This is a genomic window from Gemmatimonadota bacterium (assembly GCA_016704275.1).
Classification (GTDB): domain Bacteria; phylum Gemmatimonadota; class Gemmatimonadetes; order Gemmatimonadales; family GWC2-71-9; genus Palsa-1233.
This window is the reverse complement of the sequence record JADJAK010000003.1, coordinates 45,092-57,069: the sequence shown is the minus strand read 5'-3', so window position 1 is coordinate 57,069 and position 11,978 is coordinate 45,092. Positions and strand designations below refer to the sequence as shown.

The window sequence follows — 11,978 nt, the reverse complement described above, 5'->3', positions numbered from 1 at the left end:
GTAACGGACGATTGGGTCGACTGCTTGACGCTCGGGCCGCGACGGGACTAGGTTTGCCGCCTCGCCGAAGTGGTGGAACTGGTAGACGCGCTGCGTTCAGGGCGCAGTGGGCGCAAGCCCGTGGGGGTTCGAGTCCCCCCTTCGGCACTCGCAGGACCCGGCACTGCCGGTTAGTACCGCGCCATTTGCTGGTCCACAAGCCTCGCCCAGGCGTCCACTCCGCCGGCGAGGCTTGTCACATGTGGAAACCCCGCGCGCCGCAACAGGTCGCGGGCGGCGGCCGAGCGGAGGCCATGGTGGCAGACCGTCACGATCGGCCGCGTCGTGGGGAGTTCGCGGAGCCTGGCCGGCAGCTCGCCCAATGGGATGACGGTGGAGCCGGGCAACACGGCGATCGCCACCTCCCACTCTTCCCGCACGTCGAGGAGGACCGGGAGCTCGCTCGCCCCGAGGGCGCGCGACAGCTCGGTCGGCGTGACCTCCCCCTCCCCATCGGCCAGCGTGAGCGGCGTCAAGCCGCAGAAGGCGTCGTAGTCGACCAGGGCGGTCACGCTCGGGGTGTCGCCGCAGACGGCGCACGCCGGGTCGCGCGCCACGGCGATCTCCCGCACCGTGAGCCCCAGCGCGTCGACGAGCAGCAGGCGGCCCGCGGCGGAGCGGCCGATCCCCAGGACCCACTTGATCGCCTCGAGTGCCTGCAAGGTGCCAATGAGGCCCGGCAGGACCCCGATCACGCCCGCTTCGACACACGACGGCACCAGCTCGGGCGATGGCGGTTCCGCGAAGAGGCAGCGGTAACAGGGGCCACCGGGCATCCCAAAGAGCGAGAGCTGCCCCTCGAAGCGGAAGATGGAACCGTAGACAAACGGCTTCCCTTCGAGCACGCAGGCATCGTTGACCAGATAGCGGGTCGGGAAGTTGTCGCTGCCGTCGACGACGAGATCGTACCGTGCGATGATCGCGCGGGCGTTGGCTGCGGTGAGCCGTTCGGCGATCGGTTCGACGCGCACGAACGGATTCAGCGCCTCGAGGCGCGCCTTCGCCGACACGACCTTGAGGTGGCCGATCGATGGCGTGTCGTGCAGCACCTGACGCTGGAGGTTCGAGGCGTCGACGACATCGGCATCGACGATGCCGATGGTCCCGATGCCCGCGGCCGCGAGGTAGAGCGCCGCCGGCGAGCCGAGTCCGCCGGCACCGATCAGGAGAATGCGCGCGGACGACAGGCGCTCCTGCCCGGCCACCCCCACTTCTGGGAGGGTGAGATGCCGGGCGTAGCGCTGGAGTTCGTCGGAAGAGAGTCTGGTCACAGGCGAGGGGTGCGGCGCAACGCGCCGCACGGGCTAGGTCGTGTGCTGCAGCGTGACCAGCGTCGGAAGCTGGGCCTCGTCATTGGCCAGCAGATCCGCGAGCGTGATCGACAGCAGCAGTTCGTCGATGCGACCCTGCAGCGCCTGCCAGACGGGACGGATCGAGCAGGCAGTCGTCGGGGAACAGCGTTCGGAGTTCACCGGGTGCGTTGCGCAATTCATTTCGAACGTCTGGTGCTCCGACGCCGTCATCACGTCATGTACCGTGATCCCTTCGGGGTCGCGAGCGAGGAGATAGCCGCCCTTGGCGCCGCGAATCGATTCGACCAGCGCGCCGCGGCGAAGGCGCAGGAGGATCTGTTCGACATAGTCCGGCGGCAGCTTCTCGAGTTCCGCAAGTTCACGCGCGGCGATGGCGCGGGCACCGTCACGGCGACGCCGTGCCAGATGCAGCGAAATGATCAGCGAATATTCAGTCCACGTGGTCACGCGCATAAAATCACTTTGCTCCGAATTCGTGGTAAAGTCGACAGGGGGGGTCGGAGGTGAAGGGTGAATGATCGAGTCGGGTCATTCCCAACTCCCTACCCCCGGAAGGTAAGCGATTCCGACCGGAGTGGTGGGGGAATCGCTTGCCCGCCTGAAGTCACTCCCCGTCTTCGGCCTCCCCAGCCACAGTCGGTGCGCTTCCCCCCGGGGTCTGGGCATAGGCCGAGGCGGCTCCATGCTGATACACCAGCTGCCCGCCAGCGTGCCCGACCGAGTAGCCCGCGGCCAGGACCGCCACGGTCCCCAGGGTGGTCACGATGCGCCCGGCATTCCCGATGGCGTCCCGCCGCAGGCCAAGCAGGCTGAGGGCAAAGACGGCCACGCCGATCACGACGAAGCGATCGGCCGCCTCCTCGTGGGCCTCGAAGGCCGCCTTGGGGACGATCTGCTCGACCCGGTCCTCGCCATCCTCGCCGGTTTCCTTGGCAATGAGCCCGGTGGCGACCAGCGCCGCCGCCATGGCGACGGTGATCCCCCAGGCCGCCCGGGGTGACGCCCCCCGACGAACCGCGATCAGCCCACCGATCGCGAAGAGCGGCAACAGGACGGCGAAGGCAATCGGCAGGTGCACGATGGCCGGATGGAGGGGGACGGGAAGCAGGTCAGCGAACATGGTGGTCTCTCCTGGCTGGCTGGATCGGTGGCGAGACGCCCGGGTGGCACCCCCTGCCGATCGCGTGGGACCAAGGTGCCGAGGATTGGCGCGCCCGGCCATCCGGCATCCGCCTGCCTTGTGGTGGCGGGATGACACTCCGACATTTGCCGGATGCCCCTCCAGCCGTCATCCAGCCCCGACGACCCGCCCGCCCCTGCCGCCCTGGATGCCCTGGTCATCGGCGTCCTCGCCTTGGTTGGCATCGGGGGCGTCGTCGATCTCCTCATGGACGAGCCGACGTCGTGGTGGTCGGCCCATATCCTCCTCGAAGTCGCCCTGGTCCTGACCAGCGCCACGCTCGCCACCTTCCTCTGGCTCCGGTGGCGCGCCGTCTCCGCCGAGCTCCGCCACACCCGTCGCTCCCTCGAGGAGCGGCAGGTCGAACGAGATGCCTGGCGCGCGAGCGCGGAAGGTGCCATTCGATCATTCGGCGACGCGGTCACCGCGCAGCTCACCAAGTGGGAATTGACCCCCGCCGAGCACGAAGTCGCCCTCCTCCTCCTTCAGGGGCTGGGCCACAAGGAGATCGCCGCCCGCACCGGCCGCGCCGAACGAACCGTCCGACAGCATGCGGTCTCGGTCTATGACAAGTCCGGGCAAAGCGGGCGCGCGGAACTGGCGGGATTCTTTCTGAATGGGCTGGGAGGCGAGCGTAACGAGTGACCGTAACCTGTAACCTGTGACCTGTGACCTGTGGTGACCTGGTCACTGGTCACTCGTCACTGATCACTTCCCTTCCGCAACACCCCCACCCCAACCAACGGCCCCACCGCCAGCACCGCCAGCGCCCAGCGCCATCCGAGCGCATCGGCGAGCATCGGCACGAGTTGGATGCTCGCGATGGTGAGCAGGAAGCCAAGCGACGTTTGCAGCGCGAGGGCGGTGCCGACGGCGTGTGGCGGAGCGAGTTCGGTGGCGAGCGCTGAGAACTGCGCCGAGTCGGCGATCACGGCGATGCCCCACACCAGCAGCGCCGCCATCAACAGCCAGGCCGGTGCGCCGAAGAGCAGCGGGGAGAGCGCGGCGAGGGTGCCACTGAGCAGCATCGCCCCGCGCACGACCTGGCGCCGCCCGATGCGGTCGGCCAGCAACCCGCCGCCCACGCAGCCGATGGCGCCGATCGCGACGATCGTGAAGGCCGCCGTCCCGTGCGCGGTCGCCACCTCGCCACGCGCGGCCGCCGCCGCCGTCAGGAAGCCAGGCACCCACGCCCAGAAGGCGTAGACCTCCCACATGTGACCGAGGTAGCCGCCGGTGACGCGACGCAGTGGTCCGTCGCGCACCACCTCGCCGATCAGCCCCCAGTGGAAGGGCCTGGCCGGGAAGGCGTGCGGTCCGTCGTGCCAAGTGGTGCCAATGAGCACGGCGGCGGCGAGGGCGGCGAGCGACGGGACCAGGACCACCAGCTCGATGGCGACGGCGCCATTCCCCTGCAGCAGGTAGGGCAGCGCCTTGCCGATGGTGAGCGCACCCACCACGGTGCCGATCGCGAGCCCGCGCGAGTGACGGAACCAGGTGGCCGCCATCTTCATCGCGGGCGGGTACACGCCGGCCAGACAGAATCCGGTGGCGAGCCGCGACGCGACGAGCCATGGAAGCGTGGGCGCGACCAGCAACGCCGCGTTCGCCATCGCGGCCCCCATCGCAGACACCGCGAAGAGTCGGCGCCCCGGCACCACGTCCGCGATGTTGAGCACCGCGATCAGCAGCGTGCCCAGCACGAAGCCGAGTTGCACGCCGGATACCAACCAGCCGACCTCGCCCGAGGTGAGGGCGAGGTCGGCTGCACGGAGGGGAGCGGCGACGCTCCCCGCAAACCAGGTGGACATCCCCCCGACGACGGCGAAGGCGAGCAGCGCCAGCCGCCGCCATCGGGCGGTGTCGGTGTCGGTCACCCGCTGACCGGCACGCCCTTGCCGCCGCCCGGCACGCCGAGCTCGGTCATCGCGCGGAGGTCGAGCACCTCGTCCAGCTCCTTCCCCTCGAGGACCTTCTTGTCGGTGACCAGCTGCTTCACCGTCTTGCCGGTCGCGAGCGCCTCCTTCGAGAGCTTCGCCGACTCGGCGTAGCCGATCTTCGGCATCAGCGCCGTCACCAGCGCCGGCGACCGCTCCAGCCAGTGCGCGCACATCGCCTCGTCGGCCTCGATGCCGCTGATGCACTTCTCGGCGAAGACCGTGGCGGTGTTGCTGAGGATCTCCATGCCGAAGAGCACATTGTGCGTGATGACCGGCATCATCACGTTGAGCTCGAGTTCGCCCGCCTTCGCCGCCATCGCCACCGTGGTGTCAAAGCCGAGCAGCTGGTAGCAGACCTGATTGACCATCTCGGCGATCGACGGGTTGATCTTCCCCGGCATGATCGACGATCCCGGCTGCACCGCCGGCAGGATGATCTCGGCGAGCCCCGTGCGCGGACCCGAGGCGAGCAGGCGGATGTCATCGGCGATCTTGCAGAGGTCGAGCACGAAGGCGCGCATCGCGCCGCTGAACGTGGCGATGTCACCCATCGACTGCATCAACTGGATTCGATCGGACGAGACCTCGAGCGCGACGCCGGAGAGTCGGCTCATCTCCGTGACCATCAGCCCGGGATAGACGACTTCGACGTTGATGCCGGTTCCGACGGCGCTGCCGCCGATGTTCATCGGGCGAAGCCAATCCGCCGCCTGCGCCAGCTTGGCGCGATGCCGTGCGACGGTGTGCCCGTACGCCGTGAACTCCTGGCCCAGGCGAATCGGCGTGGCATCCTGCAGGTGCGTCCGCCCCGACTTCATGACATGGTCGAACTGCTTCCCCTTCGCGAGGAAGGCCTCGGCCAACTGATCGAGCGACGCCAGCAGCTTCGGCAACGCGCGGAGCGTCCCGAGGCGCATCGCCGTCGGAATGACGTCATTGGTCGACTGCGCCATGTTGACGTGGTCGTTCGGGTGCACCGGCGCGTAGGCGCCGCGGGCCGCGCCGAGGATCTCGTTGGCGCGATTCGCGAGCACTTCGTTGCAGTTCATGTTGTGCGAGGTGCCGGCGCCGGCCTGATACGGATCGACGACGAACTGGTCGCGATGCTGGCCGGCAAGGACTTCATCGGCGGCCTGGATGATCGCGTCCGCATACGCCGCTTCGAGGCGGCCGGTGTGCTTGTGGACGACGGCGGCGGAGCGCTTGATCATCACCACCGCTTCGACGAAGCCGGCGAGGGGGCGCAGTCCGGAGATGGGGTAGTTCTCGACGGCACGAAGGGTCTGGATCCCGTAGAGGGCGTCGGCGGGGACCTGCTTTTCGCCGAGGGGGTCCTTTTCGGTGCGGAATGACATGAGGGCGTCGCGTCCTGGTAAAGGTTCCGGCCCGGAGGCCGGGGGAAGCTTAAGGGCAGAGCGACGGAAGGTGAACGGCGAGGAAGGGATTCAGCCGTCGCTCGCGGCCAATCGTCGTTTCGGGACCGTGTCCGGGAAGGACTCGGGTCTCATCCGGAAGCGGCAGCAGGACCTCGGCGATGCTCCGGACCAGGGTCGGGAGGTCACCACCCGCCAGGTCGGTTCGGCCGATCGAGTCGACGAAGAGGACATCGCCTGCGATGGCGACCCCATGGCCGAGGAAGGCGACATGCCCCGGCGCGTGGCCGGGGACGTGGCGCACGACGAAGCGATACTCCCCAACGGCGACTTCGTCGCCCTCGGCCAGCTCATGTTCTGGAGGCGCCAGCGGCTCGAGCCCGGAGATGCCGAAGAAGCGGCCCTGCTCGGGGAGCGCGTCGTACCAGCGGCGGTCGGCGGGATGCAACCAGACCGGCGCCCCAGTGGCCTCGCGGAGCGCCGTCACGCCGAGGATGTGATCGATGTGCGCGTGCGTCAGCCAGATCCCTCGCACGACGAGACTCCGCTCGGCGATCGCCGCGAGAATCTCGTCACTGCCCTCCCCCGGATCGACGACCACCGCCTCGCGACTCGACTCGTCCCAGACCAACCAGCAGTTCTGCACGAAGCCGCCGGTGGTGATCAACGCCGTGCCGAGCCCGGCGGTGGCCATCACGCTGGCGTGGCGACGGGCTCGAGCCCATGGTGCGCCAACCACCGTTCCGCCTCGAGCGCCGCCATGCAGCCGCTGCCCGCCGAGGTGATCGCCTGACGGTAGTACTCGTCGATCACATCGCCGGCTGCGAAGACGCCCTCGACGTTGGTCTCGGTGCGCCACGAGACCGGCGTCTGGATGTATCCCTTCGGGGTCGTCGCGATCTGCCCGTCGAGGAAGGCGGTGTTGGGCGTGTGGCCAATCGCGACGAAGAGGCCGCCGACCTCCAGGGTCCGCTCCTCACCCGAGATGGTATCTCGCACGATGATGCCGGTAATCTCGTCATCACCGAGGACCGCGGTGACTTCCGAATTCCACTCCACGCGAATCTTCGGATGGTTGAGCGCGCGCTCCGCCATCACCTTCGAGGCCCGGAAGGAATCGCGCCGGTGAATGATCACCACCTGCTGCGCGAACTTGGTGAGGTAGGTCGCCTCTTCCATCGCGGAGTCGCCACCGCCGACGACGGCGAGCACCTTGTTCCGGAAGAACGGCAAGGCACCGTCGCACACGGCACACGCCGAGACGCCGCCACCGCTCTGTGCCAGGCGCGACTCGTTGGGCACGTCGAGCCAGATGGCGCGGGCGCCCGTGGCCACGATCACCGCCTGGGCCTGCACCGGCTCGCTCCAGCTGGGCCGCAGCGTGAACGGGCGCTGGGAAAAATCGACCGACGCGATGTTCTCGCTCACGACCCGCGTGCCGAAGCGCACCGCCTGCGCCTTCATCCGCTCCATCAATCCCTGGCCATCGACGCCCTCGTGGAAGCCGGGGAAGTTGTCGATGTCCGTGGTCCACATCAGCTGGCCACCCGGGATCATCTCGCGCGACGGCTCGCCCTCATAGACCACGGGGTCAAGATTGGCGCGGGCCGCGTAGATGGCGGCGGTCCAGGCGGCAGGGCCTGAGCCGATGATGGCAAGAGTTTCGGTGCGCATGCGGAGATCCGGAAAAGGGGTCGTATGGTGCGTGGCGAATATAGAACGATTGGGGGGTGGGGTGGGTTCCGGGGCCGAAGGTAGCCAGTAACCAGTAACCAGTAACCTGTGACCGGTAACCAGGAACAACTCACTGGTCACTGGTCACTGGTCACTGGTCACTGGTCACTGGTCACCCGCAGCACCCCCACCGCCCCATGACACGCCGACACCGACCCCACGACCAGGTCGGCGCCATCCGGCGTCCCGGCCATCTGGGTGGCCAGCGCCTGAAATCCTTCGAAGGCGAGGCGTGCGCGGTACATCCCCACCCCGTGGACCATGTGGCGGCAGGTGAAGAGCGCCGGGCCCGCGGTGGGCCGCTCGGCACGACGCGCCTCGGTCCAGGCCACGACCGCGTCGCCCATCTCCCAGGTGCGAGGCGCGGCGATCACCGGGCAGGTCGCAGGTTCGACACAGTGGGTCGGGCAGAGCCAATCGGCGAAGGAGACATACCGCACGCCATCGTCGGGGTGCAGCCAGTCGAACGGCGTGCCCACGGCGGCCTCCACCTTCACCATGCTGACACTGTGCTCCGGCCACGCCTCGGCCGCGCGCCGCGTGAGCCACTGCGCGAGCAGGTGCGGCATCAACGGCGAGGGAACGATCTGATCGTCGTCTTGCCGCGTGGAGTCGTCGAGCCACGCGTCGAGGAAGGCGCCCCACTCGGAAACGACCAGTTCGGCAGCCGGAATCGTCGGGAGCGTGGGGACGATGGCGCAATCCGCGGCGCGATCAATGATCAGCAGTCGTCGCCACCTGACGGCGCCCTTGGCGTGGGCCTTCGCAAGTTGTGTGGCGTAGAAGGAGCCGTAGCAGCCGCCACCGATGATGGCGACGTCTCCGAGGGCGATCATCGCCTGAGGAGGCGGCCGCCGTCGACGACGATCGTGTCGCCGGTGACGAACGGCGCGTGGTGCACGAGATAGCGCAGCGCCGCGACGGCGTCGCCGGGGGTACCGAGTCGGCCGAGCGGCGTCGTCTCGCTGAGGAAGGTGCGCCGGGCATCGTCGTAGTCGTCGGGGACGAGGACAGTCCCCGGTGCAATGCCGTTGACCGTGATCTCCGGGGCGAGCGCCACGGCCAGCACCTTGGTGAGCATCACCACGCCCGCCTTGCTCACCGAGTGCGCCACGTAGTTGCGCCACGGTTCGAAGCCACTGAGGTCGGCGATGTTGACGATGCGGCCCTGGGTCGCCTTGAGGTGGGGCGCGGCCTGCTGCGCGACCAGGAAGGGCGCGCGGAGATTGAGCGCCATGGTGGCATCCCAATCCTCAACAGTGGTCTCGGCGACGGTGCGCCGCTCCATCTCGGCGGCGGAGTTGACCAGCACATCGAGGCGGCCGAACCGTGCCACCACTCGACCCGGCAGCGCCTTCGCCGCGTCGGCATCGCGCAGATCGGCGCCGAAGGCCTCCGCTTCCCCGCCCGCATGGCGGATCCCTGCGACCACGGCCTCGGCCTCCTCGGCCGCGCGACCGTAGTGCACCGCCACCGCCAGTCCATCCTCAGCGAGTGCCTCGGCAAAGGCCCGGCCGAGACGACGCGCTCCGCCAGTTACCAGGGCAACGCGCCGCGCCGCGGTGCTCACGCGGCGCGTGCTCCAGTCGGTCGCCGGGCCTCGAGCTCGTCGAGCCATTCGTCCGGCACTTCCTGCGCACCGAGCATCGAATGACCGGCCGCCGCGCCGAACTCGCCGTGCCAATCCGAGCCGCCACTGCGCGCCAGGCCGAGCGCGGCCGCCGCCTCGGTGATGGTGGCGCGCGTCTCACCGTCGTGACTGGGGTGGCGCGTCTCGACGGCATCGAGCCCATCAAGCTGCAGCGCCGCCAGCGTCACCTTGGTGCCGTGCCACTTCAGGTGAGCGGCAGACACGATGCCCCCGCGCGCGTGGACGAGATCGGCCACTTCGCGGAGGGTGGGGAGCGCCTTGTCGACGAAACAGGGGCGGCCGCGTCCGAGGTACTTGTCGAAGGCCTGCTGCTCCGTGGTCACGAGGCCGAGTCGGAGGAGCGCGCGCGCCACGTGCGGGCGCCCGACCGCGCCGCCGTCGGCCTCGCGCTCGACGTCGTCGTAGCCGATCCGCACGCCGAGCCCCACGAGGCGCGTCACCATCTCGCGCGCGCGCCGGCTGCGATCGGTTCGCGCCGACACGAGGAAGTGTTCGATGTCGCGGTCGCCCGGCTCGAGGAAGTAGCCGAGCAGGTGCATCTCCCCCCACGTGGCGGCCACGGAAAACTCGCAGCCACCCACCACGCGCACGCCGAGTTCGGCGCCGGCGGCGGTTGCCTCGACGAGACCGTCGAGCGTGTCGTGGTCCGTCAGGGCCATGGCGCTGAGGCCGACCCGGGCGGCGTGCTTCACGACCTCGGCGGGCGCCAGATGCCCGTCGGAGGCCGTGGAGTGGCAGTGGAGATCAATCACGTCTGGCCGTAGTCCCCGTCCGGCGACGTCCACGCTGGCTGCGCCGAGGCGAGCAGGGCGAGCAGTTCGCGGTCGGTGCTCTCGTCGAGCGCCAGCTCACCCGCCTTGGCACCGCGCGGCGAGTAGCGGCAGTAGCGCACCTGTGTCGGCGATTCGACCGGACGGAATTCGAGCGAGAGTTCGTCGCGACCGTACATGGTCGAGCGCCCACTCAGGGCGACGCGCCAAGCCGTGCCCTGCGGGTCGATGATGCGGCGGGCCATCTCAGCTCCTTGCTTCGGGCGATGGAGTGGGAACTTCTTCCCAGACCGGCACCGACGTGGTGGGATAGTGCGCGAGCTCAAGCAGTCGCCGCTCCAGCCCCGCCTCCTCGGCGTCGGCCGGACCGTGTCGACGGTGCTGTGCGTCGTCCTTGCCCTCGGTGAACTCGAGGAAGGCGCCAGCCTCGTCGCGGGCGCGGAAGACCCAGAGGTGCATCCCTCGGGAGACGAGCCGAGCGGCCAGCGCGTGCACCGTCGCCAGCCACTCGGTCTCTTGCGCCGGACCGACGGTCACCCGCACCGCCGTCAGCACCCGAGGCACGCCTACCCCTGCTGCTCGGGGAAGGCGTGCAGCGTTGCGCGGACGTCGGCGAGGAAGCGATCGGCATCGGCCCCATCGACGATGCGATGGTCGTAGGCCATGCACCACATCCCCTTGGTGCGAATGCCGAGGGCATCGCTGCCATCGGGCAGGGTGATCACGGAGGGCCGCTTCTCGATCGCGCCGACCGCGAGGATCGCCACCTGCGGCTGGTTGATGATCGGCGTGCCGACGTAGGTGCCGAAGCCACCCGGATTGGTGATGGTGAAGGTGCCCTTCTGGATGTCGTCCGGGGCGAGCTTCTTGGTGCGAGCGCGCTCGGCGAGATCCTGGATCGAGCGGGCGACGCCGAGCAGCGAGAGCTCGTCGGCGTGCTTGATCACGGGGACGATGAGGCCCCAGTCGAGTGCGACGGCGATGCCGACATTGATGTCGCGGCGGTAAATCGTGTTGTCGCCCGAGATCGCGGCGTTGACCACCGGGTGCTTGCGGAGGTTGTCGGCGATCGCCTTCACGATGAAGGCGAGGTACGTCAGGTTGACGCCACGCTCGGCGAACTCGCCCTTGAGCCGCTTCCGGATGCCGGCAACGTGGGTGTAGTCGATCTCCATCAGCGAATTGACGTGCGCGGAGACGCGACGCGACATGATCATGTGATCGGCGGTCAGCTTGCGGACACGCCCCCACGGTTCGACCCGATCGCCTTCCCAGGCTTCGACGGCGGGCGACGGCGCGCGCGGGGCGGCCGGCGCGGCGGGCGCGGCGGGCGGGCGCGGCAGCGGCGGGCGCGGCAGCGGCGGGCGCGGCAGCGGCGGGCACCTGGGCAGCCGGCGCAGTGGGCGCGGCCGGCGCACCGGTCTCGAGGAAGGAGAGCACGTCCGTCTTGGTCACGCGACCGGCGGAGCCGCTGCCCGGGATCTGCGTCAAGTCGAGCCCATGTTCCTCGACCATCTTGCGGACGAGTGGCGTCGACTTCCGCTGCAGCCGCTGCTCCGCAGTCTCCTCGGCACCGGCAGCAGCCGGCGCGGGAGCGGGCTTCGGTGCGGCGGGGGCCGGTGCGGGAGCGGGCGTCGGCGCGGCGGCGACCGGCGCCGGCGCAGCAGCGGGCGCAGGCGTCGGGGGCGCGGCGGCCACGGCGCCGGCAGCGGCTTCGGTGTCGATGCGCGCCACGACGGTGCCGACCGAGACGGTCTGCCCTTCGGTGACGAGGACCTCGACCAACACGCCAGCGTTCGGCGCAGGGATCTCGGCGTCCACCTTGTCGGTGGAGATCTCGAAGATCGGTTCATCCCGCTTCACCGCGTCGCCGACCTGCTTGATCCAGCGCGACATCGTCCCTTCGGTGATGGATTCACCCATCTGGGGCATGATCACGTCAATGCGAGCCATCCCGACTCCCTCGTTGGTCCAGTCT

13 protein-coding genes, 1 tRNA gene and 1 pseudogene are annotated in these 11,978 nt (G+C 69.2%); 2 read left to right on the top strand and 13 right to left on the bottom strand.

Features of this window, described 5'->3' with window-relative positions; translation table 11 throughout:
* The first annotated feature begins 63 nt into the window (after positions 1-63).
* Positions 64-147, top strand: a tRNA-Leu gene (locus tag IPG05_07815).
* A 23-nt stretch (positions 148-170) separates the two neighbouring features.
* Here the strand turns inward: IPG05_07815 and moeB are convergent.
* The 3 genes from moeB to IPG05_07800 all read right to left on the bottom strand — a co-directional run bounded on the left by moeB (position 171) and on the right by IPG05_07800 (position 2,472).
* Entirely contained in the window at positions 171-1,340 is a 1,170-nt protein-coding gene (moeB, locus tag IPG05_07810) for a molybdopterin-synthase adenylyltransferase MoeB (GenBank protein MBK6494994.1), read from the bottom strand.
* Positions 1,341-1,343: 3 nt separating this feature from the next.
* Complete coding sequence (locus IPG05_07805; protein MBK6494993.1) at positions 1,344-1,799, bottom strand: Rrf2 family transcriptional regulator; 456 nt, start codon at positions 1,797-1,799, stop codon at positions 1,344-1,346.
* Between the two features lie 157 nt (positions 1,800-1,956).
* Entirely contained in the window at positions 1,957-2,472 is a 516-nt protein-coding gene (locus IPG05_07800) for a hypothetical protein (protein ID MBK6494992.1), read from the bottom strand.
* Positions 2,473-2,625: 153 nt separating this feature from the next.
* Here IPG05_07800 and IPG05_07795 point away from each other — a divergent pair, with 153 nt between their 5' ends.
* Positions 2,626-3,177, top strand: coding sequence for a LuxR family transcriptional regulator (locus IPG05_07795; GenBank protein ID MBK6494991.1), 552 nt, complete (start codon positions 2,626-2,628; stop codon positions 3,175-3,177).
* 56 nt (positions 3,178-3,233) lie between these two features.
* On the opposite strand, the gene IPG05_07790 is transcribed toward IPG05_07795, so the two are convergent.
* The 10 genes and pseudogenes from IPG05_07790 to IPG05_07745 form a co-directional block, all read right to left on the bottom strand.
* Positions 3,234-4,409 (bottom strand): MFS transporter, encoded by a 1,176-nt coding sequence (locus tag IPG05_07790; GenBank protein ID MBK6494990.1) that lies wholly within the window; start codon positions 4,407-4,409, stop codon positions 3,234-3,236.
* Positions 4,406-5,827 (bottom strand): aspartate ammonia-lyase, encoded by a 1,422-nt coding sequence (locus IPG05_07785; protein MBK6494989.1) that lies wholly within the window; start codon positions 5,825-5,827, stop codon positions 4,406-4,408. Before IPG05_07785 ends, IPG05_07790 begins: the two co-directional genes overlap by 4 nt.
* Before the next feature lie 49 nt (positions 5,828-5,876).
* The gene (locus IPG05_07780) at positions 5,877-6,539 is read right to left on the bottom strand and encodes an MBL fold metallo-hydrolase (protein ID MBK6494988.1); all 663 of its coding nucleotides are present in this window, start codon (positions 6,537-6,539) and stop codon (positions 5,877-5,879) included.
* Positions 6,539-7,519, bottom strand: a complete 981-nt coding sequence (gene trxB / locus IPG05_07775; protein MBK6494987.1) for a thioredoxin-disulfide reductase — start codon at positions 7,517-7,519, stop codon at positions 6,539-6,541. The genes IPG05_07780 and trxB overlap by 1 nt, the downstream gene beginning before the upstream one ends.
* A gap of 158 nt (positions 7,520-7,677) precedes the next feature.
* Positions 7,678-8,415, bottom strand: coding sequence for a hypothetical protein (locus IPG05_07770; GenBank protein MBK6494986.1), 738 nt, complete (start codon positions 8,413-8,415; stop codon positions 7,678-7,680).
* Positions 8,412-9,149 (bottom strand): SDR family oxidoreductase, encoded by a 738-nt coding sequence (locus tag IPG05_07765; protein ID MBK6494985.1) that lies wholly within the window; start codon positions 9,147-9,149, stop codon positions 8,412-8,414. Before IPG05_07765 ends, IPG05_07770 begins: the two co-directional genes overlap by 4 nt.
* Entirely contained in the window at positions 9,146-9,982 is an 837-nt protein-coding gene (locus tag IPG05_07760; protein MBK6494984.1) for a PHP domain-containing protein, read from the bottom strand. The genes IPG05_07765 and IPG05_07760 overlap by 4 nt, the downstream gene beginning before the upstream one ends.
* Positions 9,979-10,245 carry a hypothetical protein gene (locus IPG05_07755; GenBank protein MBK6494983.1) on the bottom strand — a complete coding sequence of 89 codons (267 nt, stop codon included), beginning with the start codon at positions 10,243-10,245 and terminating at the stop codon, positions 9,979-9,981. Before IPG05_07755 ends, IPG05_07760 begins: the two co-directional genes overlap by 4 nt.
* A 1-nt stretch (position 10,246) precedes the next feature.
* A complete protein-coding gene (locus IPG05_07750) occupies positions 10,247-10,564 on the bottom strand; it encodes a hypothetical protein (GenBank protein MBK6494982.1) in 318 nt (105 codons plus the stop codon).
* A 2-nt stretch (positions 10,565-10,566) separates the two neighbouring features.
* Positions 10,567-11,953, bottom strand: a pseudogene (locus tag IPG05_07745) (2-oxo acid dehydrogenase subunit E2).
* Positions 11,954-11,978 lie beyond the last annotated feature (25 nt).